The sequence below is a fragment of the Streptomyces malaysiensis subsp. samsunensis genome (genome assembly GCF_024519315.1).
Lineage (GTDB): Bacteria > Actinomycetota > Actinomycetes > Streptomycetales > Streptomycetaceae > Streptomyces > Streptomyces malaysiensis.
This window is the reverse complement of sequence record NZ_JANIIC010000001.1, coordinates 245,561-267,470: the sequence shown is the minus strand read 5'-3', so window position 1 is coordinate 267,470 and position 21,910 is coordinate 245,561. Positions and strand designations below refer to the sequence as shown.

The 21,910-nt window shown below is 70.7% G+C and carries 21 protein-coding genes and 1 tRNA gene; 11 read left to right on the top strand and 11 right to left on the bottom strand.

Going from position 1 to position 21,910, the window contains the following annotated elements; all coding sequences use genetic code 11:
* Nucleotides 1–31: 31 nt before the first annotated feature.
* From crcB (NQU54_RS01145) to crcB (NQU54_RS01135), 3 genes are read right to left on the bottom strand one after another with little or no spacing between them, the layout of a single operon-like run.
* Complete coding sequence (gene crcB / locus NQU54_RS01145; protein ID WP_257629310.1) at nt 32–406, bottom strand: fluoride efflux transporter CrcB; 375 nt, start codon at nt 404–406, stop codon at nt 32–34.
* Nucleotides 403–741, bottom strand: a complete 339-nt coding sequence (locus tag NQU54_RS01140) for a DUF190 domain-containing protein (RefSeq protein WP_257629309.1) — start codon at nt 739–741, stop codon at nt 403–405. The genes crcB (NQU54_RS01145) and NQU54_RS01140 overlap by 4 nt, the downstream gene beginning before the upstream one ends.
* Nucleotides 738–1,262, bottom strand: coding sequence for a fluoride efflux transporter CrcB (crcB, locus tag NQU54_RS01135; protein ID WP_257629308.1), 525 nt, complete (start codon nt 1,260–1,262; stop codon nt 738–740). The genes NQU54_RS01140 and crcB (NQU54_RS01135) overlap by 4 nt, the downstream gene beginning before the upstream one ends.
* Nucleotides 1,263–1,479: 217 nt before the next feature.
* Here crcB (NQU54_RS01135) and speB point away from each other — a divergent pair, with 217 nt between their 5' ends.
* The 3 genes from speB (at nt 1,480) to NQU54_RS01120 (ending at nt 4,233) form a co-directional block, all read left to right on the top strand.
* A complete protein-coding gene (gene speB, locus NQU54_RS01130) occupies nt 1,480–2,478 on the top strand; it encodes an agmatinase (protein ID WP_372505737.1) in 999 nt (332 codons plus the stop codon).
* A 307-nt stretch (nt 2,479–2,785) separates the two neighbouring features.
* Nucleotides 2,786–3,004 (top strand): MbtH family protein, encoded by a 219-nt coding sequence (locus tag NQU54_RS01125; RefSeq protein ID WP_257629307.1) that lies wholly within the window; start codon nt 2,786–2,788, stop codon nt 3,002–3,004.
* Nucleotides 3,005–3,243: 239 nt separating this feature from the next.
* Nucleotides 3,244–4,233, top strand: coding sequence for a zinc-binding alcohol dehydrogenase family protein (locus NQU54_RS01120; RefSeq protein WP_257629347.1), 990 nt, complete (start codon nt 3,244–3,246; stop codon nt 4,231–4,233).
* 196 nt (nt 4,234–4,429) lie between these two features.
* On the opposite strand, the gene NQU54_RS01115 is transcribed toward NQU54_RS01120, so the two are convergent.
* Nucleotides 4,430–4,840 (bottom strand): VOC family protein, encoded by a 411-nt coding sequence (locus NQU54_RS01115; protein ID WP_257629306.1) that lies wholly within the window; start codon nt 4,838–4,840, stop codon nt 4,430–4,432.
* Nucleotides 4,841–5,016: 176 nt separating this feature from the next.
* Entirely contained in the window at nt 5,017–5,442 is a 426-nt protein-coding gene (locus NQU54_RS01110) for a hypothetical protein (protein ID WP_257629305.1), read from the bottom strand.
* Nucleotides 5,443–5,630: 188 nt separating this feature from the next.
* On the opposite strand from NQU54_RS01110, the gene NQU54_RS01105 reads away from it, so the two are divergent.
* Together NQU54_RS01105 and NQU54_RS01100 are read left to right on the top strand one after the other, a co-directional pair.
* Nucleotides 5,631–6,101: a cation:proton antiporter regulatory subunit gene (locus tag NQU54_RS01105; protein ID WP_257629304.1), complete on the top strand. Its 471-nt coding sequence runs from the start codon at nt 5,631–5,633 to the stop codon at nt 6,099–6,101.
* A gap of 4 nt (nt 6,102–6,105) precedes the next feature.
* Entirely contained in the window at nt 6,106–7,362 is a 1,257-nt protein-coding gene (locus NQU54_RS01100; protein ID WP_257629303.1) for a cation:proton antiporter, read from the top strand.
* A gap of 211 nt (nt 7,363–7,573) precedes the next feature.
* Here NQU54_RS01100 and NQU54_RS01095 read toward each other — a convergent pair whose 3' ends face one another.
* Nucleotides 7,574–8,596 (bottom strand): sporulation protein, encoded by a 1,023-nt coding sequence (locus NQU54_RS01095; RefSeq protein ID WP_257629302.1) that lies wholly within the window; start codon nt 8,594–8,596, stop codon nt 7,574–7,576.
* Nucleotides 8,597–9,236: 640 nt separating this feature from the next.
* On the opposite strand from NQU54_RS01095, the gene ctaD reads away from it, so the two are divergent.
* Nucleotides 9,237–10,946, top strand: a complete 1,710-nt coding sequence (gene ctaD / locus NQU54_RS01090; RefSeq protein ID WP_372505742.1) for an aa3-type cytochrome oxidase subunit I — start codon at nt 9,237–9,239, stop codon at nt 10,944–10,946.
* A 172-nt stretch (nt 10,947–11,118) separates the two neighbouring features.
* Here the strand turns inward: ctaD and NQU54_RS01085 are convergent, their stop codons facing one another.
* The 5 genes from NQU54_RS01085 to NQU54_RS01065 form a co-directional block, all read right to left on the bottom strand.
* Entirely contained in the window at nt 11,119–11,691 is a 573-nt protein-coding gene (locus NQU54_RS01085; protein ID WP_372505736.1) for an SDR family oxidoreductase, read from the bottom strand.
* Between the two features lie 106 nt (nt 11,692–11,797).
* Nucleotides 11,798–12,226 (bottom strand): VOC family protein, encoded by a 429-nt coding sequence (locus NQU54_RS01080; protein WP_257629300.1) that lies wholly within the window; start codon nt 12,224–12,226, stop codon nt 11,798–11,800.
* A gap of 157 nt (nt 12,227–12,383) precedes the next feature.
* On the bottom strand, nt 12,384–12,839 hold the full coding sequence (locus tag NQU54_RS01075) for a type II toxin-antitoxin system VapC family toxin (RefSeq protein WP_257629299.1): 456 nt from the start codon (nt 12,837–12,839) through the stop codon (nt 12,384–12,386).
* On the bottom strand, nt 12,829–13,107 hold the full coding sequence (locus NQU54_RS01070; RefSeq protein WP_257629298.1) for a type II toxin-antitoxin system Phd/YefM family antitoxin: 279 nt from the start codon (nt 13,105–13,107) through the stop codon (nt 12,829–12,831). The genes NQU54_RS01075 and NQU54_RS01070 overlap by 11 nt, the downstream gene beginning before the upstream one ends.
* A 193-nt stretch (nt 13,108–13,300) precedes the next feature.
* Nucleotides 13,301–13,373 (bottom strand) — tRNA-Arg (locus NQU54_RS01065).
* Between the two features lie 379 nt (nt 13,374–13,752).
* On the opposite strand from NQU54_RS01065, the gene NQU54_RS01060 reads away from it, so the two are divergent.
* The 5 genes from NQU54_RS01060 (at nt 13,753) to ettA (ending at nt 21,908) form a co-directional block, all read left to right on the top strand.
* Complete coding sequence (locus NQU54_RS01060) at nt 13,753–15,363, top strand: dynamin family protein (protein ID WP_257629346.1); 1,611 nt, start codon at nt 13,753–13,755, stop codon at nt 15,361–15,363.
* Between the two features lie 6 nt (nt 15,364–15,369).
* Nucleotides 15,370–17,295: a GTPase gene (locus tag NQU54_RS01055; protein ID WP_257629297.1), complete on the top strand. Its 1,926-nt coding sequence runs from the start codon at nt 15,370–15,372 to the stop codon at nt 17,293–17,295.
* A 304-nt stretch (nt 17,296–17,599) separates the two neighbouring features.
* Nucleotides 17,600–18,103, top strand: a complete 504-nt coding sequence (locus tag NQU54_RS01050; RefSeq protein WP_257629296.1) for a single-stranded DNA-binding protein — start codon at nt 17,600–17,602, stop codon at nt 18,101–18,103.
* 217 nt (nt 18,104–18,320) lie between these two features.
* On the top strand, nt 18,321–19,718 hold the full coding sequence (locus NQU54_RS01045; RefSeq protein WP_257629295.1) for a Cys-Gln thioester bond-forming surface protein: 1,398 nt from the start codon (nt 18,321–18,323) through the stop codon (nt 19,716–19,718).
* Between the two features lie 525 nt (nt 19,719–20,243).
* Nucleotides 20,244–21,908 (top strand): energy-dependent translational throttle protein EttA, encoded by a 1,665-nt coding sequence (ettA, locus tag NQU54_RS01040; RefSeq protein WP_069866271.1) that lies wholly within the window; start codon nt 20,244–20,246, stop codon nt 21,906–21,908.
* Nucleotides 21,909–21,910 lie beyond the last annotated feature (2 nt).

Below are 21,910 nucleotides of genomic sequence, written 5' to 3'. Positions count from 1 at the left end.
CCGGTCTGCCGTCAGCCACAGATCGCGGCCGTCAGCCCCAGACCGCGTGGGCCAGCGCACCGCCCTCGAAGGCCGCGCCCACCCCGGCCACCAGGCTCAGCACCACGTTCGCGACGGCGAAGAGCCGGGCACCCTCCTCGGTCAGCCGCAGCGTCTCGTACGAGAACGTCGAGTACGTGGTCAGCGCCCCGCACAGCCCGGTGCCCAGGAGCAGTTGGAGCCGTGTCGACGCCGCGCCCTCCAGCGCCGCGCCGGTCAGCAGCCCCAGGATCAGACAGCCGGTCACATTGACCACGAACGTGCCCCAGGGGAACACCGAATCGTGCCGGGTCTGGACCGCGCGGTCGGTGAGATAGCGCAGCGGGGCGCCGACCATGCCGCCCGCGATCACCAGCAGCCAGTTCACCGGGCCCGGCCCCGGGGGCGCACGATCTCGACCGGGTCGACCACCACCAGGCCGTCGCCCACGATCTCCTCCAACTCGGGCAGGAAGGACCGCACCCGCTCCTCCGTATCGATCATCACAATGGCCATGGGCAGATCCTCGCCGAGCGACAGCAGCCGCGAGGTGTGGATCAGGGACGAGGAGCCGTAGCCCTCGACGCCGCGGAACACGCTCGCCCCCGCGAGCCCCGCGCGATGGGCGCGGTGCACGATCTCGGCGGCCAGCGGTTTGCGGTGCCAGGTGTCGTTCTCCCCGACGAAGACGGTCAGCCGCAGCGCGGGTTCGCCGGTGGTCACCGGACTCCCCTTCCGGCGGGGCCGCCGTCGTACGCCCCGAGGGCGCGCCGGGTCGCCGCCACCGCGGCCCACACTGCCGCCATCGCCGCCACGAGCGTCCCCGCCAGATAGGCGAAGGCGATCGCGATACGGTCGTCCTGGACCAGCCGGGCGCAGTCCACGGCATACGTCGAGAAGGTGGTGAAGCCGCCGAGTACACCGGTGCCGAAGAAGGGCCGCACCAGCCGGTGGGCCGTCCACACCTCGCTGATCAGCACCAGGAAGACGCCGATGATCGCGCAGCCCACCGCGTTCACCAGCAGCGTTGTCCAGGGGAACGCGGCGGACGGGGTCGGCCACAGCAGCGACGCCCCGTACCGGGCCGTCGCCCCGAGCGCGCCGCCCACCGCCACCACGCCCACCACCGGACCCTGCCCCCGCCACGGGTGGCGCCGGGCGGGCGGAGCCGGTCCGGTGTCGGGGTCGATGGGCTCGTTCACCACCTCTGACACCTCTGACACCTCTGACCGCGAGTCGCCCATGGGGATCAGGCTACGTGGTGCGGGCGGGGGCGGCCGACCCGGCAGGACGGACGGGGAGCCGGGCCTTGGAGCCGCCGTGTACCGGCTGCACGATAGGGGCGTGTCTACCTTTAGGGGGTGGTTGCGGTGGGCAATCACCCGATCGGGGGATTTCAATGGCTGACGAAGACTCCACTGCTTCGCTTACATCCCCCATGCGAAGGGCTCAGAACCAACCATGCCCGCGAACCTCCGCGACACAGCCATGCCCGTCCCGCCCGAGGAGACCGGGCGCACCCTGCGCTTCGCGGGCCCGGCGACCTTCGGCCGCGTCCCGCGTCTGGACCAGGTCGGCCATGCCGATATCGCGGTGGTGGGGGTGCCTTTCGACGCCGGTGTCTCCTACCGGCCGGGCGCCCGCTTCGGCGGGAACGCCATCCGGGAGGCGTCGCGCCAGCTGAGGCCCTACAACCCGGCGCAGGACGCGTACCCGTTCCACTACGTTCAGGTCGCGGACGCCGGTGACATCACCGCCAACCCGCACAACATCGACGAGGCCATCGAGAACATCGAGGCGGGTGCGGATGAGCTGCTGTCCACGGGTGCGCAGTTGATGACGCTGGGCGGCGATCACACCATCGCGCTGCCGATCCTGCGCTCGGTGGCCCGCAAGCACGGCCCGGTGGCACTGCTGCACTTCGACGCGCACCTGGACACCTGGGACACCCACTTCGGCGCCGAGTACACCCACGGAACGCCGTTCCGCCGCGCGACCGAGGAGGGTCTTCTCGACACCTCGGCGCTCTCACACGTCGGCACCCGCGGCCCGCTGTACAGCAAGGAGGATCTGGATGAGGACACCAAGCTGGGCTTCGGGATCGTCACCTCGGCCGATGTGATGCGGCGCGGGGTCGACGAGGTGGTGCAGCAGCTCAAGGAGCGGATCGGCAAGCGGCCGCTGTACATCTCGGTGGACATCGACGTCCTGGACCCCTCGCACGCCCCCGGCACCGGCACCCCCGAGGCGGGCGGCCTCACCTCGCGGGAACTGCTGGAGATCGTGCGCGGGCTCGCCGACTGCCACCTGGTCTCCGCCGACCTGGTCGAGGTCGCCCCGGCCTACGACCACGCGGAGATAACCTCCGTGGCCGCCTCGCACACCGCGTACGAGCTGGTCACCGTCATGTCCCGGCAGATCGCGTTCTTCCGCTGGCTGGAGGAGCAGAAGCAGCCGTAACCGGGCCCGTCCCCGCCCGGTGGCCACCCGCCGCCGGGCGGGATGCCGGCAGTCCGTTCAGCGCCCTCCGGGCGCCCGGCGGCTCGGTGTGCGGCACCGCCCGCGCCTCCACGGGCCCCAAGATCGGCCGATGGGTGACATCGGACCGCAACCGGACGGTTTCCGGGCCGGGTTCGGCGCCGAGCCGGGCGGCGTCGGACAGCGGCCGACGCGTATCCGCCAGGACTCCGGGCACCCTGGCGCGGAGGCCCCCTTCGCTCGGTACGGTCGAGCCGTAAGACGCCGACCGTGAGCGAGGAGAGACGCGATGAGCAACCCCTTCGAGAACCCCGACGGCCGCTACCTGGTGCTCGTCAACGAGGAGGGGCAGCACTCCCTGTGGCCGGCCTTCGCCGAGGTCCCGGCGGGCTGGACGGTCGCCCACGGCGAGGACGACCGCCAGGCGAGCCTGGACTACGTCAACGAGCACTGGACCGATATGCGGCCCAAGAGCCTGGTCACCGCGATGGACGGCGCCACTGCCTGAGCACCCCCTGGTCACCGACTGACCAGCGTCGCGCGGCCTGACCACTGCCTGGTCGCCGCCGGGTCACCGCCGCCCGGCCGCGGCCGGGCGGCTTCCGGTCGGCCGTCCGGCCTTCCGCCGCCGGCGTGCGTACGGGCGGGAACCGGGCGCATGCCCGGAGGCGGGCCCGGACGGCGCACCGGCCCCCACGGCGTTACGTTGGCGGTGTGACGGATGCGAGCGCCGACCTCCCGGCGACCATGCGGGCCTGGGTGGTCCCCGCCCCGGGCCGGATCGAGCGGGTGGAGCTGCCGGTGCCGCGACCGGCGGATGACGAGCTGCTGGTCCGGGTCCGGGCCTGCGGGGTGTGCCGCACCGATCTGCATGTCCGCGATGGCGATCTGCCTCCGCACCGCAGCCCCGTCGTCCCCGGTCACGAGGTGGTCGGCGAGGTCGTCGCGGCGGGCTCGCGGGCGCGCCGCCCCGGTGCCGGAGTCCGGATCGGCGTCCCCTGGCTGCGGCACACCTGCGGCCGCTGCCGCTACTGCGTCCGGGGCCACGAGAATCTGTGCCCGTTCTCCGAGTACACCGGCTGGGACGCGGACGGCGGCTACGCCGAGTACGTCACCGTACCGGCGGACTACGCCTATGAGCTGCCCACCGGATACACCGACGAGGAGCTCGCCCCGCTGCTGTGCGCCGGAATCATCGGCTACCGCGCCCTGCGCCGGGCCGACCTTCCGCCGGGCGGCCGGCTCGGCATCTACGGCTTCGGTGGCTCGGCGCACCTCACCGCCCAGGTCGCCATCGCCCAGGGCGCCGTCGTCCATGTCCTGACCCGCTCGCCCGCCGCCCAGGCCCTCGCCCTGGAACTGGGCGCCGCCTCCGCGAACGACGCCTACGACCGCCCGCCCGAGCCCCTCGACGCCGCCATCCTCTTCGCCCCGGTGGGCGATCTGGTGCCGGTCGCCCTGGAGGCCCTGGACGCGGGCGGCACGCTGAGCATCGCCGGTATCTACCTCTCCGCCATCCCGTCCCTCGACTACGAGCGTCACCTCTTCCGCGAACGCACCGTCCGCAGCGTCACCGCCAACACCCGCGAGGACGGGCGCGAATTCCTCACCGCGGCCGCCGAGCACCGCATCGGCGTCACGGTCACCCCGTACCCGTTCGACCGGGCGGACGCCGCGCTGGACGACCTCGCCGCCGACCGCGTCAACGGGGTGGCGGTCCTGACGATGCCGCGCTGACCGCTCCGCTGGAAGCGCCCTGACCTGCCGTCGATCGTCCGTGGCGGCGAGCGTCTTCCGAACCGCGGCCGACTTCCGCCGATCCGCCGAGCGCGACGGCCCCGGTATCTGGCCGACGCGGGCCCGGCGCCGGGCGAAGTGGGCGCACCACCTGGCGAAGTGCTTCCTCGCCTCAGGAAGAAGTGGCCCCTTCGCCTCAGGAATTCGACCAGTCGCGGCGGCACAGCACCAGGCGGTAGCCGTCGGGGTCCTCGATGGTGACGCCCCATTCGTTCCAGTACGGATTGGGGGAGGCGACACGGGTGCCGCCGTGCTGGGTGAGGCGGGCCACCAGTTCCCCGGGGACGGCCTCATCGAGGTAGATCACCAGGAGGTCCTCCTCGGTCGGCCGGGGCTCCACGGGGTGGGCCGCCTCGTGGACGAGCTCCAGATGCCAGGAGGCGTCCGGCCAGCCCACCATCAGCAGATCGTGCTCCCCGGGCCGGTCGCCGCCCTCGGCCCGGTACACCACGCTCAGCCCCAGCCCCGCACACCAGAAGCGCTCGGCCGCCGCGAGATCGCGCGAGGGGCGGGCGATACGGATGTGGCTCTGACCGTCGGCGGGCATGGGGGCGCCTCCTTCGTCGTGGGGAACGCGGCGACGGCGCCGTGATCGCCGGGCCGCGCCCGAAGCCTAGGGACGGGCCCGCGGCCGGGTCATCGGCCGTTCGCAGGGCCTTCGCACGGCCCTGGGACCTACGACTCCGGCGGGCCCGGCTGCCAGGACTCCGGTGGCCTTGGCCGCTACGACTCCGGTGGGCCCGGCCGTGGGCCGAACGGGGTGATGCGGCGGTATCCCGCGCGGGCGTTGACGATGCGGGCGAGCGCGGTGCCCGCGACGGCCGCCGCCAGGAGGCAGGCGAGCCAGAGGGCGTCGCGGTCGCCCGCCCAGGAGAGTTGGCCCGCGGGTGGAATGGCGAAGCCGTTGAGGAACAGCCAGCACAGCCCCGCCGTACCGGGCGCGGCGACGAAACGCGCGCACAGACCCAGCAGGGCGGCCAGCAGCGAGAGCCCGACCAGGGCGAACCCGGGGCGGCCGTGGCCGCCGAGGAAGTTCAGGGTCGCCACCAGGACCAGCGCACCGAAGCCGGCCCCGCCCCAGACGACGGGAGTGGCGACCGGATCGGGAACCGGCCTGATACCGGTGCTGAGCCGCCTCCACTCGATCATGGGCACCACCCTCCTCCGGGCACCATCCTCCACGTCGACCGATGACATGCTCCTCGTCGACCACCCCGATGCGGTCGGCATCGTCCCACCGCACCTTCGCACACCTGCCGTCATTACCAATTCTTTGCCATTCGTTAGGGTGTCATGAGGATCAAGCGACGAGAGGGATGATTGTGGGCGCTCCGCGGATGAGCAGTACGCCATTGCCCGGCATCGGGGTTCGCTACGACCTGACAACACGAGAGAACAGGCGGCTCTCGGTCATCGCGCATCGCGACGGCGACCGCACGCTCAGCGCGTACCGGAAGGAAGACCCCGATGAGTGCGCCCTGTCCACCACGCTGACGGCAGGGGAGGCGGAGGCGCTCGTCGGGGTTCTGATGCCGAGTCATCACAGCCCGAACCTGCTGTCCACCACCGAGCTCGGGCTGGTGGCCGAGCGGATCGAGCTGTCGTCCACGTCGTACTGGAACGGGCGGGTGCTGGGCGAGACGCGGATGCGGACGGAGACCGGCGCCTCGATCGTGGCCGTGCTGCGCAGAGCGGAGGCGATCCCCTCCCCGACCCCCGACTTCCGGCTGGCCGGTGGGGACGAGCTGATCGTGATCGGCACCCGCGAGGGCGTGGATACGGCCGCGGCGATACTCGGACGGGCGTGAGCCCATGCATTCATCTGCCGTCTTTCTGATCGAGTTCGGTGCGGTCATCCTGGGGCTGGGGCTGCTGGGGCGACTGGCCGGACGGTTCCAGTTCTCCCCGATCCCGCTGTATCTGCTGGCCGGACTGGCCTTCGGCGAGGGCGGGCTGCTGCCGCTGGGGGCGAGCGAGGAGTTCGTCGCGACCGGCGCCGAGATCGGCGTCATCCTGCTGCTGCTCATGCTCGGCCTGGAGTACAGCGCCAGCGACCTGGTCAGCAATCTCAAGACCCAGTACCCGGCCGGGCTCGTCGACGCGGTGCTCAACGCACTGCCCGGCGCCGTCATGGCCCTGCTGCTGGGGTGGGGACCGGTGGCCGCCGTGGTGCTGGCCGGTGTGACCTGGATCTCCTCATCCGGTGTCATCGCCAAGGTCCTCGGCGATCTGGGCCGGCTCGGCAACCGCGAAACCCCGGTGATCCTGAGCATCCTCGTCCTCGAGGACCTGGCGATGGCCGTCTATCTGCCGATCGTCACCGCGCTGCTGGCCGGTGCGGGCCTGGCGGCGGGCTCCGTCACCCTGGCCATCGCCCTCGGCGTGGCCGGTCTGGTGCTGTTCCTGGCCGTCCGCTACGGCCGGCTCATCTCCCGCTTCGTCTCCAGCGACGACCCCGAGAAGCTGCTGCTGGTGGTGCTGGGGCTGACGCTGCTGGTGGCGGGGATCGCCCAGCAGCTCCAGGTGTCGGCGGCCGTCGGCGCGTTCCTGGTGGGCATCGCCCTCTCCGGGGAGGTCGCCGAGGGCACCCACATTCTGCTCAGCCCGCTGCGGGATCTGTTCGCCGCGGTCTTCTTCGTCTTCTTCGGTCTGCACACGGATCCGGCCAGCATTCCCCCGGTGCTGCTGCCCGCCATGGTGCTGGCCGTCATCACCGCAGGTACGAAGATCACCACCGGGTACTGGGCGGCGCGGCGGGCCGGGATCTCCACCCGGGGCCGTTGGCGGGCCGGTGGCACGCTGGTGGCCCGGGGCGAGTTCTCGATCGTCATCGCGGGACTCGCCGTCACCGCCGGTATCGAACCGTCGCTCGGCCCGCTGGCCACGGCGTACGTCCTGATCCTGGTCGTCCTCGGGCCGCTCACCGCCCGCTGGACCGAGCCCATCGCCCGGCAGGTCACGGACCGGCTCGCGGCGCGCCGCCGGCCCGCTCCGGCGGGGGCGGTCGAGGGCGATGGCGTGGCGCGGGAGACGGTGGACGACTCCGACGCGGTGGGGCGTCGCTCCTAACCGTCGCTCACCGGTGTGCGCACAGGGAAGGCTTCGCCGGTGTGCGCGCCGGGGGTCGCCCTGGTGTGCGCGCCGGAAGGGGCGCCCTGGGGCGCGTGCCGGGAGGGGTGTCCTGGTGCGTACGCCGGGAAGGCCGCTCTGGTGGCTCTGGTATGCGTGCCGGGGGCCGCGGGACGGTCCGGCCGCGGGAGGGTCCGTGGGCCTCAGCGCCTCACCCTTGGTTCCCCTCCTCGGGCCTCGCGCACTCCGAGCCCTGTAAGCCCGCTAAGCGCTGTAAGTTCCCTAACTTCCTTAAGTTTCCTAACCTCCCTAGGTTTCCTAACGCGTCGCCGAGTCCGGCCGCGACCACGCCGCCCACGGCCCCGGCCGCCGTAGCGCCCGCGACGCCCGCGGCCACCGCCCCGGCACGGGCGGTGGGGGCGGTGCGGGCGCCGCGGGCCTGGATGAGCGCTTGGATCCAGGAGTCGACCTCCCCGGTCCAGTCGCGGTGCTCGAGGCCCTCATGGCTCACGGTGTGGCGGCCCGGGGCGTCGGGCCCACCGGGAAGGGGCTTGTGAGGGGTGGATGGCCTGGGGGAGAGTCTGCCGCGCTTGTCGGCCTCCAGAACGACCTCCATACCGTCGGGGCCGGTCAGAAGGGTCAGCGCGATCTCGTTCATATCGTGGATGTACCGCGGGGCGGGGGTGAGCTCGAACTCCTGATGGAAGGGGAGCTTCTGCCCGGTGCCCGCGATACGGCCGAGCCGCAGATCGGCGGCGATTGGGCCGAAGCCGAGCCGCCCCAGCGCCCCCAGCACGGCTTCCTGGACCGGCAGGGGGCGTACGATCAGCTGCTCCGGATCACCGTGGTCCTTCGCGCCCCGCGCCGCGAGCTCGGCCCGGACGCCCAGGTAGGGGCCCAGCGGCTGTCCGGACAACTCGGTGAGCGGGGTTTCCCACGGTATGTGAATGGTGAACGGGATATCTCTGTACTCTCTCGCGTCGAGCCGGAACCCCCCGCTGAGCCGGAGGCGGTCGAAGACCACACCGCCCTCGTGCTCCTCGCCGCCGGGCCCGGTCTCGACCTTGGCGACCAGCTCCAGTGCGAGGTGCTCGATATCGCAGCCGCTGCCTCCGCCCCGCAGCCGCACCTGCCCCCGCACCTCGCCACCGGGGCGCACCGGCCCCCGGTCGAGGACCGTGTCCACGATGGGCCCACCGACCCCGAGCGAGCCGAGCGCTCGTTTGAACACCATCGCGGCGTTCACTCCTTCGCTGTCACTGTGTTCGTTCTCTGTTCCGTGGGGGGCATGCGTGGAACGAATGGGATGGTAAAGGGATTCCCATGTATGCCTTCTGGGATGGCAAAGACGGCCGGGGCGACGCGACCCCCGCCGTCAGCGCTCCCGATGGCCCGGCTCAGGGGCTCGCCCATGCGCGAAGAGTCGGCTGCATGGGCCTTTGGTCCTGGGTAACTCGGGGTGAATCCCTAGGTCCGCTACGGCGATGTGAAGGGAGCATGATGACTCGTGTGCGACGGGTGAGATCGGCGCTGCTCGGTGCCGTGGCGGTCGTCGTGAGCGCGGGGATCCGGCGATGGCGGCGCAGACCGTCGCGGACGGCCCGGAGGACCGAGGCCCGGCCCCGGGGTCGCCGCGGCGGCTCATGACCGACGGCTCGCGGTTGGCGGCTCATGACCGGCGGCTCATGGCCAACGGTCGGCCGGGTCCGCTCGCTCGGGGCCCGTTGACCGGCCCGGGACCTCTACGGCGAGTCGGGCCCGAATCGCCGTCCCGCTTCGGGTAATGGTGGGCAAATCGACACAAAGGATTCGTCGGCCGGTGCCGCCGGCCGCCCACCCATGCATACGGCCGAGGAGCGGACACGGACATGGCGATGACAACCAAGCCCGAATATCAAGCTCCCGCCGAAACCACCAAACTCGGCAGAATCCTCGTCGACTGGCTCACCACCACCGACCATAAGAAAATCGGACATCTGTACTTGGTGACCGCGTTCGGTTTCTTTCTGATCGGCGGCCTGCTGGCCATGGTGATGCGGGCCGAACTCGCCCGGCCCGGACTGCAAATCGTCAGCCCGGAGCAGTACAACCAGGCTTTCACCCTGCATGGCACGCTGATGCTGCTGCTCTTCGCCACACCGGTCTTCGCCGGATTCGCCAACGAGATCATGCCGCTGCAAATCGGCGCCCCGGATGTCGCCTTCCCCCGGCTGAATATGTTCGCGTACTGGCTCTTCGCCTTCGGCGGGCTGATCGTGATCGGCAGTCTGCTCACCCCCGACGGCGCGGCCGACTTCGGCTGGACGGCCTATACGCCGCTCAGCAGCAGAGTGCGCACACCGGGCGTGGGTGGCGACATGTGGGTGATGGGTCTCGCCTTTGCCGGCTTCGGGACGATCCTGGGCGCGGTCAACTTCGTCACCACCATTGTCTGCATGCGCGCCCCGGGAATGACGATGTTCCGGCTGCCCATCTTCACCTGGAACATCCTCTTCACCTCGGTCCTGGTGCTGCTGGCCTTCCCTGTGCTGGCGGCCGCCCTGCTGGTGCTGGAGGCGGACCGCAAATTCGGTGCGGTCGTCTTCGAGGCGGCCAACGGCGGGGCGGTGCTGTGGCAGCACCTCTTCTGGTTCTTCGGCCACCCCGAGGTCTACATCATCGCCCTGCCGTTCTTCGGTATCATCACCGAAATCATTCCGGTGTTCTCCCGCAAGGTGGTCTTCGGCTATGTGGGGCTGGTGGGAGCCACCATCGGCATCACCGGCCTCTCCATCACGGTGTGGGCCCACCATATGTTCGCCACCGGAGCGGTGCTCCTGCCGTTCTTCTCCTTTATGACGTTCCTCATCGCGGTGCCGACCGGGGTGAAGTTCTTCAACTGGGTCGGCACCATGTGGCGTGGCTCGCTCTCCTTCGAGACGCCGATGCTGTGGTCCATCGGCTTTCTCGTCACCTTTCTCTTCGGCGGGCTGACCGGGGTGATCCTCGCCTCACCTCCGCTGGATTTCGAGGTCCACGACAGCTATTTCGTCGTCGCCCACTTCCACTATGTGGTCTTCGGCACGGTGGTCTTCGCGATGTTCGCCGGGTTCTATTACTGGTGGCCCAAGTTCACCGGCAGAATGCTCGATGAACGCCTCGGCAAGATCCATTTCTGGACCCTGTTCGTCGGCTTCCACTCGACCTTTCTGGTGCACCACTGGCTGGGCGTCATCGGTATGCCGCGCCGCTATGCCGACTATCTGGCCGCCGACGGCTTCACCACGCTGAACACGGTCTCCACCATCGGCTCCTTCCTCCTGGGCCTGTCCACCCTGCCGTTCCTCTACAACTTGTGGAGAACCGGGAAGTACGGGAAGCAGGTCGGGGTCGACGACCCGTGGGGATGGGGCCGCTCCCTGGAGTGGGCCACCGCCTGCCCCCCGCCCCGGCACAACTTCCTCACCCTGCCGAAGATCCGCTCCGAATCCCCCGCCTTCGACCTCCACCACCCCGAGATCGTCCCCCAGGAGGTGCCCGCCGCCGCAGGCCGGCCGGCCCTCGGCCCCGGGGCGGGCGAGGGCGGCCGGGACCGCGAGGACTGACCCCGACGCGGCCCGTTTCACAGGGGGTGCGGAGCAGGGAGCGTGTCCTCAGGCCGAGCCCTTCGGCGCAAACGCGACGACATCGCCGCCGAAATCGCCGAGCCGACCCGCCGCCGGTGACCAGTTGGCGCATCTCGCGGACATGCGAGACGAACTCGGTCGCCGAAGCGGGCTACACCTGGGCGAGGATGCCTCCGTCGACGCGGAACTGGGATCCGGTGAGCCAGCGCGCCCGCTCCGACACCAGGAACGCGACCAACTCGGCGGCGTCCTCAGGGGTTCCGGGGCGGTTCATCGGCACGTTCAGCCGCGCCGCGAGGCCGCGCTGTGCCTCCTCCAGCGAAACTCCCTGGCTGTCGGCGATCTTCTGATGGTGTGCGATCGCCCCCGGAGTGGCGATGAAGCCCGGCAGGACGCACACCACCCGCACCCCGGCCGGGCCGACCTCGGCCGCGAGCGAGCGGCTATAGCTGTTCAGCGCGGCTTTGGCCGCCGCGTAGGCGGCCTGGCCCGGCTGCGGCAGATGGCCCGCGATAGACGAGACATGCACCACGACCCCCGAGCCGCGCTCCACCATGCCCGGGACCAGTTCCTGGTCCAGCCGGATCGCGGACAGCACATTGCTCTCGAGGTCCGAAGGCCAGGTTGCCAGCGGCCGGGTCAGTGTGTCCTCCGGGGCGCTGCCGGCGCCGGCGTTGTCGATGAAGATGTCCACCCCACCGGCGGCGTTGCGCGCACCCGTCACTGAAGACGGTGCGCTTGGTGTCATTCCCGGGGGCCTTTGGCTGATGAGCACCCCTTGTGCCTCGCCCTGGCTCATGGGGACAGGGCGAAGGCACGTTCGCGGTCTCTCAGTCGATGCATAACTCGTTGCCCTCGATGTCCAGCATCGGAATGCACGAATCATCACCGTCGTACAGCGTGCGCACGTGCACCGCACCGAGCGGGACCAGCCGTGCGCATTCCGCCTCAAGTGCGGCGAGGCGCTCTTCCCCCACGAGTCCGGTGCCGACCCGCACATCAAGATGCACCCGGTTCTTGGCGGCCTTCCCCTCGGGGACACGCTGGAAGTACAGCCGCGGGCCCACACCTGAGGGATCGACGCAGGCGAACCAGGAACCCCGCTGTTCAGGTGGCTGCGAGCGCTTGAAATCGTCCCACGTGGCAAACCCCGCCGGTGGGGGCGGTATGACGTACCCCAGCACCTCGCACCAGAAACGACCGAGCCGCTCAGGTTCCGCGCAGTCGAAGGTGACTTGGAACTTCTTGATCGGCGTCATCGGGACACTGTATGGGTGCGTGCCGGCACCGAGGCTCCGGGCGCCATATCCGTGCGGATCGAGGTCTCGCGTGAGGCGAGTTGGTGACGGGCGGTGGGGTCCGCGACCGGGAGTGGAACCACCGTGGCTTCCGGCGCAGGGCGGGACGGACGGGGTACTACCGATCGTGCAGGATCTCGGGCCGGGTGACGGGCACGACGGTGATCAAGTCGTCGAGGCCCTTGAAGTCGTCGGGGTTGGTGGTGAACAGGGGGAGTCCCTCGGCGGCCGCGACGGCGGCGATCATCAGGTCGGCCACACGGCGACGGGGCTTGCGGCCTGCGGAGACGACGGCGGCGCAGATTCTGCCGTAGATGCGGGCCGCCTCCACGTCGAAGGGGATGGGGTCGAATTCGTTTTCGGCGCGCTGCAGGACGTCCATGCGGCGGGCCCGCTCGGCGTGTTCGTCGTAGTCGCTCTGCTCGCCGCCGCGCACCTGGTGGGGGCCTGCGGAGAGTTCCGCGAGGGTGATGGCGCTAATGGCCATCTCGGCAGGTAGCTCGTCGGCGTCGATCCATTTGCGCAGGATCATGATGTTGGTGTCGAGCAGGCCCTGCTCGTGCTCAACGGGCATACGGGTCGTCCAACTCCTGCTCGACGACGGCGTCCTGGTCGTCGCGGAAGGCGTCCCGCGAGATGTCAGGGGCGGTACGTGACATGGTCGCGAACTCGGCGCGGGGAACGAAGCGGCGACGGCGGCGGAGCGGGATCAGCTCGCCGACACGATGCCCGTCGCGGGTGACGGTGAACGCCTGTCCTCCCTGGACGGCGTCCATGATCTCTTTGGAGCGGGTGCGCAGATCGCGCTGAGTGATCTCCGGCTGCGCTGTCATGCTGTCCATGATAGCGAAGGTGTGCTACCCGGTGCTACATCGTGATTCCGGTGTGGATTCGCTGACGAGAGTCCTTGTCGCCGCGAGGCAGGGTTTGTCTGTGCCCGCGATCGCGGACAGGCGAAGGCGCCTGCTCATAGAGCGATGTGCATCCGGACATGAAAGAGCCCCTCACGCGTTTCCGCAGGTGAGAGGCTGGATGCGCCCCCGGCAGGACTCGAACCTGCGGCCAAGCGCTTAGAAGGCGCCTGCTCTATCCACTGAGCTACGGGGGCCGGTGGTCACGGAGCTGATGAGCCCCCGGGGCCTGCGGGGCCGACGGGGCGGCCGTGGTGCGGGTGGCCGGGCTCGACGGACCGTGACCTTGCCGGGACAAGGATAGGGCTCCTTGCGCCTCGCCCCGGTTGCTTCACCTCCGTGGCACGTTGTGGAGGTTCGGTGAAGCGGTCTGATAATCGCAGGCAGGTCCGAATCTCGCATCGTTTTTCACGCCTCAGGGAGCGGGTGTTGTGCACTCGTTATGCCCGAGCCCCTGTCGTCACGTCCGCCTCGTGCTCCTTTTAGGGTGATCCGGGTGGGTCTCTTTGACGCGCACGAGTGAGCATACGCTTCAAAAAGACACCAAAAGCGTGCATTCTTCACCACGTGGCGATCTTGGACGTACGGCCCCGGCTGCTCGACGCGCTGACCTCACTGCGCGACCGTGTCGACGCAGCTCGGTTTCCGCTCCCCCTTCCCGGCGCCGACCGCGCTCGCCGCAGCCGTGCCGAGCTACTCGCTCAACTGGACGACTACCTCGTGCCCCGGTTGCGCGCCCCCGAAGCGCCCCTCCTGGCGGTAATCGGGGGATCGACGGGGGCGGGCAAGTCCACTCTGGTCAATTCGCTGGTCGGCCGACGGGTCACCGAGGCCGGTGTGTTGCGGCCCACAACGCGTACTCCGGTGCTGGTGTGTCACCCCGACGATCACCACTGGTTCACCGGGCAGCGGGTGCTGCCGAGGCTCACCAGGGTGTGGGTGCCGGCGCAGGGGGAGCGGGCGGAGAGCGCGTACGACGAGGAGGGGCGGGCGCAGGAGGGCCCGGCGGCGCTGCGGGTGGAGACCGACCCGGGGCTCGCGCGAGGGCTCGCACTGCTCGACGCGCCCGATATCGACTCGCTGGTCGCGCGGAACCGCGATCTGGCCGCGGAACTGATCTGCGCCGCCGACATCTGGGTGCTCGTCACCACGGCCACCCGCTACGGCGACGCCGTCCCCTGGCATCTGCTGCGGACCGCGAAGGAGTACGACGTCACCCTCGTCACCGTCCTCGACCGGGTGCCGCACCAGGTGGCCGCGGAGGTCTCCCGGCAGTACGCCGCGCTCCTTACGGCGGCCGGGCTCGGCGATGTCCCGCGCTTCACCATCCCCGAGCTGCCCGAATCCGCCGGCGGCGGCAGCGGGCTGCTGCCCGCCACCGCCGTCGCCGCACTGCGGTCCTGGCTCACCCAGCACGCGCAGGATCCGTACGCCCGTACCGTCGCCGCCGCCCGTACGGCCGCCGGGACGCTCGCCTCGCTGCGCGCCCGGATGCCCGCGCTGGCAGGGGCCGCGGCGGCACAGCACGCGGCCGCGGTGCGGCTGGTCCAGCAGGTCGAGGGCGCCTACGGGGAGGCGGTGGAGCGGGTGCGGCGGGAGATCGCGCAGGGCGCGGCGCTCGCGGGCGGCGCGCTCACCCACTGGCACGGCCTGCCGCGTGACAGCACCCCCGATGAGCTCCTTACGGCTCTCACCGACTCCCTGGCCACCCTGCTGCGCGGCGCCGCCGCCACCGCCGACGAACAGGTCGCGGAGGCCGGGAAGCGGGACCCGGCCGCACGGGCCGGGCTCGCCCCGTGCGACGCGCACGGCGCCGCCGAGCGGATCGGCGTGGCCGTACGGCACTGGCGGCGCTGCGCCGAGGAACTGGCCGAGGAGGAGGCCCGGGCCCGGATCGCCGAATACGGGGGCAGTTGCGCCCCCGAGGAGATCGCCGCCCTGCTCGCCGCGGCGCTCCTGGGCGGCCGCCGCGCACGTAAGGCGGGCGAGAAGCTCGCCGAGACCCTGGGCGCGCATGCGGCGCTGCGCCTGGGCGACCGCGGCGGACGGCTGCTCGACGGCTGTGTCACCCGTGCCATGCGGGCGGAGCGCGACCGCAGCCTCGCCCCTCTGGACGCCCTGGACATGACCCCGGAACACCAGGTCGAGCTGATCGCCGCGCTGTCCGTATTGCAGAAGGAGAGGTGACCGCAGGTGACGGCCACGGAGGGCAACGGCGGTAATGAGAACGGCGGGGGAGACCGGGCGGCCGGGGACCGCCACACATGGGACGACGGGCTGATCGCCCGGCGTGCGCACTGGCGGGCCGGAGGGCGTGCCGCGAGCCGCCCGGCCCGTGCGGTCGACGAGGGGCCGGTGGAGGAGGCCGTATCGGACATCCCTCACGGCGCCGCGGGCTTCTTCCCGGGCTTCCCGGGCTTGTCGGGCCTGTCGGGGGAGGAGCCCGGCCGACGGTCCTTCGGCGGCCCGCCTTACGCCGTATACCAGGCCGGTGTCCGCAGCTTCACCACGGGCACCCTCCGGCCGCGTCTCGAGGCACTGCGCCAGCTGGTCGGGCTGTCCCGGTCCCGGCTCGAGGGGCGCACGCTCGCCGGGGCCGCGCGGGTGCTCGACGAGGCGGACGCGCGGGGACGGCATCCTTACGGGCACACCGTGGTCGCCGTCGCCGGGGCCACCGGAAGCGGTAAGTCGACACTTTTCAACGCCCTCGCCGGAGCGCCCCTCTCCGAGGCCGGGATCCGGCGTCCGACCACCGCCACACCCCTCGCCTGTGCGTGGACCGACCACGCCGACGGCCTGCTGGACCGGCTCGGCATCCCGGCGGTGGACCGGCGCAACCCGGGCTATCCGTACGACCCCGCGCTGCGCGGCCTCGTCCTCCTCGATCTGCCCGACCACGACTCGGCCGTCCCGGGCCACCGGGAGCGGGTGGACCGGCTGCTGGGGCTCGTCGACGCGGTGGTGTGGGTGGTGGACCCCGAGAAGTACGCGGACGCGGTCCTCCATGAGCGCTATCTGCGGCCGCTCGCCGGTTATGCCGAGGTGACCTTCGTCGTGCTCAACCAGGTGGACCGGCTCCCCGGCGAGGCCGCGGACCAGGTGCTGGACGATCTGCGGCGGCTGCTGGACGAGGACGGGCTCGCGCTCGGGGAGCACGGGGAGCCGGGGGCGGCCGTGCTGGCGCTGTCCGCGCTGACCGGAGAGGGCGTCGGGGAGCTGCGGGAGATGCTCGGGCGGCTCACGGCCGAGTCCGGGGCGGCCGAGCGCCGGCTGTCGGCGGACGTGGACGGCACGATGACGCGGCTGCGGCCGCAGTATGTGGCCGACAGCGGGCCGGCCGGGCTCACCGAGCGGGCGCGGGCGGAGTTCGAGGACCGGCTGGCCGAGGCCGCGGGCGCGGGCGCGGCCGGGAAGGCGGCTGAGCGCGCCTGGCTGAGGGACGCGGAGTGGGCGTGCGGCACGCCGTGGGGGCGGCTGCGGGGAAGGAAGGGCCGCGCCGGGTCGGCGGGCACTCTGGCCTCGCGAACGCCCGCGGCCGCGGAGCGGCCGGAGATCCCGGGCGCGCGGGCGCGCACGGTGGCGGTGGAGGAGGTCACGGCGCGCCCGGTGGTGGAGGAGGCCGTACGGACCCTCGGCGACGAGGCGACGGCCGGGCTGCCAGGTCCATGGGCCCAGGCCGTACGGGAGGCGGCGGGGTGGGGCGGCCGAGGGCTGGCGGAGGCGGTCGACGAGGCGGTGGCGGCCGTGACGGCGCACCGGCGGCCGATTCGGCCCGTGTGGTGGTCGATGGTGGCGGCGGCTCAGGTGACCTTGCTGCTGCTGCAAGTGGTCGGGGTGCTGTGGCTGTTGGGCGCGGTGGCCGGGGTGTTCGGCGGGGCGGCGTGGTGGATGCCGGTGCTGCTGGTGATGGGCGGTGCGGCGGTCGGCCCGGCGCTGGCCTGGGGCTCGCGGGTGGCGGCGCGGGGGCCCGCCCGGCGCCACGGCCGGTCGGTGGAGGGGCGGCTGAGGGAAGCGGCGGCCGAATGCGGGCGAGGGCGGGTGCTCGAGCCGGTGGCGGCGGAGCTGGCGCGGTACGGGGAGGTACGGGCGCAGTACGTCATCGCGGCGGGCGGGGGGTGATGGGGGAGGTGTGACGGGGGCTGCCGGACGGGCGAGGCGTCGTGACGCGCGAGGCGTGACGAGCGGTGCGGGATGGCCGAGGCGTTGTGATGGGGGCGGGTGACGGTGCGAGGCGTCGTGACCGGCCGAGCCGTGACAGGCGGCGCCTCACAGGCGGTGCGTGACGGTAGCTCACCCGGACGGGTGGCCGAGTTGTCCACAACCGCGGGGTCGTACACAGGCCCCGGCGAGGTCTCGCGATGCCGTGCAGCATGGTCCACGAACGGCGCGGAAGAGCCGCGAAGTGATGGGGGAGGCGTAGCCGGTGAACGAGAGCTGGGTGACCGTGGTGGGCAATGCCGCGACGCGGCCGGACTTCTGGGAGACGGCGGTGGGTGTCGCGGTGGCCCGGTTCCGGCTGGCGGTGACGGTGCGCCGCTGGGACCGGGGGCGGGACGCATGGGCGGACGCGTACACGAGTTTCTATACGGTCTGGACATGGCGGTCGCTCGCCGCGAATGTCGCCGGGTCCGTATCGCTCGGTGAACCCCTCGTCGTCCATGGGACGTTGCGAGTGCGGGAGCGCGAATGGGATCGGGATCGGGACCGGGAGAGGGACCGGCCGCTTCAAGGAGATGGGGGAGGCGCGGCTGCCGCCGCCCCGGGTGTGGATTCCGGTGGCGGGGCGAATCAGCCCAGGCGCTGGGTAACCGCCGAGATTGACGCGCTGGCGGTTGGACATGATCTTACGCGCGGCACATCCGCTTTTCGTCGAATTTCACAGGCCAAACCGCTTCTAAACGCACTGACCGGGGCAACTTCCCCGTGAGCGGCCATGGATGCGGGAGATTTGTCGATAATCCCAGGTCATATGCGATCTGAGGATTGATAACGATTCCGATTCGGATCGGTTGGGTCCAGGTATTCCTGGGGAACGGGCCGTTCCTTTCTCCCTAGGATCCCTGCGTACCCAACGGGGGTTCCTTGAGTTTTGAGTTCGCTGGCGAGGCGCACCAACTGACTGGCGCTCGCCCGGAGGGGAAACCATGATTTCTGCAAGAAGGCGCGGCACTGCTCGTCTTGCCGCCGCCGTTCTGGCGTCCGGTCTGGTCGCGGCGGGCGCGATGGTCACCGCCGGTACCGCCGCCGCCGATGACGCGCCCCCGAGCCAGGGCGGCGCGGCCGCCACGCTGGGCGGTCTCAAGACGTTCGACAAGGCCATCATCCACGACAACGGCAAGGACCAGCAGGTCGGCGCCGGTCTCTTCGAGATGTCGGTGGACAACGGCGGTTCCATCCAGACGTACTGCATTGATCTGCATAACCCGACGCAGAACAAGGCGAAGTACGAAGAGAAGTCCTGGGCCGAGACGTCGCTGGCCAACAACCCCAACGCGGGCAAGATCAACTGGATTCTCCAGAACTCCTACCCGCAGGTGAACGACCTCGACGCACTGGCGAAGACGGCCGGTGCCGGGGCTCTTACCGAGAAGACCGCCGCCGCGGGTACTCAGGTCGCCATCTGGCGCTTCTCCGACAACGCGAAGGTCGACGCGGCCGACCCGCAGGCCGAGAAGCTGGCCGACTACCTGGAGAAGAGCGCTCAGAACCTCCAGGAGCCCAAGGCGTCGCTGAGCCTCGACCCGCCGGCCGTCTCCGGCAAGGCCGGTGAGCGGCTCGGCCCGGTCAAGGTCCACACCAACGCCGACAGCGTCACCCTGACCCCGGGCACCGAGGCCGCGGGTGCGGGCGTCAAGCTGGTCGACAAGACCGGCAAGACCCTCACCAGCGCCGCCGACGGCGGCGAGGTGTACTTCGACGTGCCGGAGGGCGCGGCGGACGGCTCCGCCACGCTGACCGCCCAGGCCGCCACCAAGGTTCCGGTGGGCCGCGCGTTCGCCAGCGCCACCAAGAGCCAGACGCAGATCCTGGCCGGCTCCAGCGAGAGCACCGTCTCCGCCACCGCCACCGCGAACTGGGCGAAGAAGGGCGCCGTCCCGGCGGTCTCCGCCGAGAAGGACTGCGCCAAGGGCGGCGTGGACATCACGGCCAGCAACAAGGGCGACGAGGCGTTCACCTTCGAGCTGCTGGACCAGAAGTACACCGTCGAGGCGGGTCAGTCGAAGACCATCACCGCCCCGGTGAAGGAGGACCAGAGCTACAAGTTCACCATCACCGGTCCGAACGGCTTCGAGAAGACCTTCTCCGGCGTTCTCGACTGCAAGACCGCCAGCAGCGGCGGCAGCGACACCCCCTCCTCGCAGCCGAGCCCCGCGTCGGCGGGCGGCAGCGGCACCGGCGGCGACACCTCTGGTGGCGACCTGGCCGAGACCGGTAGCAGCAGCAACACCCCGATGATCGCGGGCATCGCCGTGGCGCTGGTCGTGGTCGGTGGCGGCGCGGTCTTCTTCGTCCGCAAGAAGAAGGCGCCCGCGAGCCAGTGAATGCCACGGCGGCGACGCCAGGGCGGCAGTGATCGCTGAGTGAAGCGACGGTCACCGGATGTGGTGATCGTCGGAAGCGCGGCGATGGAGGGCCGGAGCCTCACGGAGGCTCCGGCCCTTCGGCTCGCTCGGGCCTCGGATATGCGCGTCGCCGGGATCGCGTTCGGCTCGCTCGGGCCTCGGACGTTCGCGTCGCTGCGATCGCGTTCGCCTCGCTTGGGCCTCGGATGTTCGCGTCGTGAGGGCCCGGGATGTCGCTTCACCGGAGTCGTGGAGGTTCGCGCTCTGAGGGGCGCGGATGCCGTGCCGCGAGGGCCGTAGGCCGCGTCGCGAAGGCCGTAGGCCGCGTCGTGGGGGCCGCGGATGCCGGACCCGTGCCGCACGCCGGACCAAACGGGTTTCCGCCTCGGGCTGGCCGTACGGCAAGATGGGGTGTATCTGCTCTCACGCGGTGGAGCTGCCACGGATATGGACGCCGCGACGGAGCCGCACCTCGATACCTACCAGATTGCCGGACGGTTTCTCTTGGCTGAGTTCATCTACACCATGCGCAAGACGCGCAAGGCGCACGGCGACAAGGTGATCCTCGACGATGTCACGCTGAGCTTTCTGCCCGGCGCGAAAATCGGTGTCGTGGGCCCCAACGGCGCCGGTAAGTCGACGGTGCTGAAGATCATGGCCGGCCTGGAGCAGCCGTCCAATGGTGACGCTTTCCTCTCGCCCGGCTACAGCGTCGGCATCCTGCTCCAGGAGCCCCCGCTGGACGAGTCCAAGACCGTGCTGGAGAACGTCCAGGACGGTGTGGCGACGACCAAGGGGAAGCTGGACCGCTTCAACGAGATCGCCGAACAGATGGCGACCGACTACAGCGATCAGCTGCTGGAGGAGATGGGCAAGCTCCAGGAGGAGCTGGACCACGCCAACGCGTGGGACCTGGACGCCCAGCTCGACCAGGCCATGGACGCCCTCGGCTGCCCGCCCGGTGACTGGCCGGTCGTCAACCTCTCCGGTGGGGAGAAGCGCCGGGTCGCGCTCTGCAAGCTGCTGCTGGAGGCCCCCGACCTGCTGCTGCTGGACGAGCCCACCAACCACCTGGACGCCGAGTCCGTCAACTGGCTGGAGCAGCACCTCGCCAAGTACGACGGCACCGTCGTGGCCATCACCCACGACCGGTACTTCCTGGACAACGTGGCCGAGTGGATCCTGGAGCTCGACCGCGGCCGCGCCATCGGCTACGAGGGCAACTACTCCACCTACCTCGAGAAGAAGCAGGCCCGGCTGAAGGTCGAGGGCCAGAAGGACGCCAAGCGCGCCAAGCGCCTCAAGGAAGAGCTGGAGTGGGTCCGCTCCAACGCCAAGGGCCGCCAGGCCAAGTCCAGGGCCCGTCTGACCCGTTACGAGGAGATGGCGGCCGAGGCCGAGAAGACCCGGAAGCTGGACTTCGAGGAGATCCAGATCCCGCCGGGCCCGCGCCTGGGCAGTGTCGTGGTCGAGGTGGAGCACCTCTCCAAGGCGTTCGGTGAGAAGGTCCTGATCGACGACCTGTCCTTCACTCTCCCGCGCAACGGCATCGTCGGCGTCATCGGCCCCAACGGCGCCGGTAAGACCACGCTGTTCAAGATGATCCAGGGCCTGGAGAGCGCCGACGCGGGCTCCATCAAGGTCGGCGAGACCGTCAAGATCTCCTACGTCGACCAGAGCCGCGCCAACATCGACCCCAAGAAGACGCTGTGGGCGGTCGTCTCCGACGAGCTCGACTACATCAACGTCGGCCAGGTCGAGATGCCGTCCCGCGCCTATGTCTCTGCGTTCGGCTTCAAGGGCCCGGACCAGCAGAAGCCGGCCGGGGTGCTCTCCGGCGGTGAGCGCAACCGCCTCAACCTCGCGCTCACCCTCAAGCAGGGCGGCAATCTGCTGCTCCTCGACGAGCCCACCAACGACCTCGACGTGGAGACCCTCTCCTCGCTGGAGAACGCGCTGCTGGACTTCCCCGGCTGCGCCGTGGTCGTCTCCCACGACCGCTGGTTCCTCGACCGCGTCGCCACGCACATCCTGGCGTACGAGGGCGACTCCAAGTGGTTCTGGTTCGAGGGCAACTTCGAGGCGTACGAGAAGAACAAGGTCGAGCGGCTCGGCCCGGACGCGGCCCGTCCGCACCGCGCCACCTACAAGAAGCTGACCCGGGGCTGAGT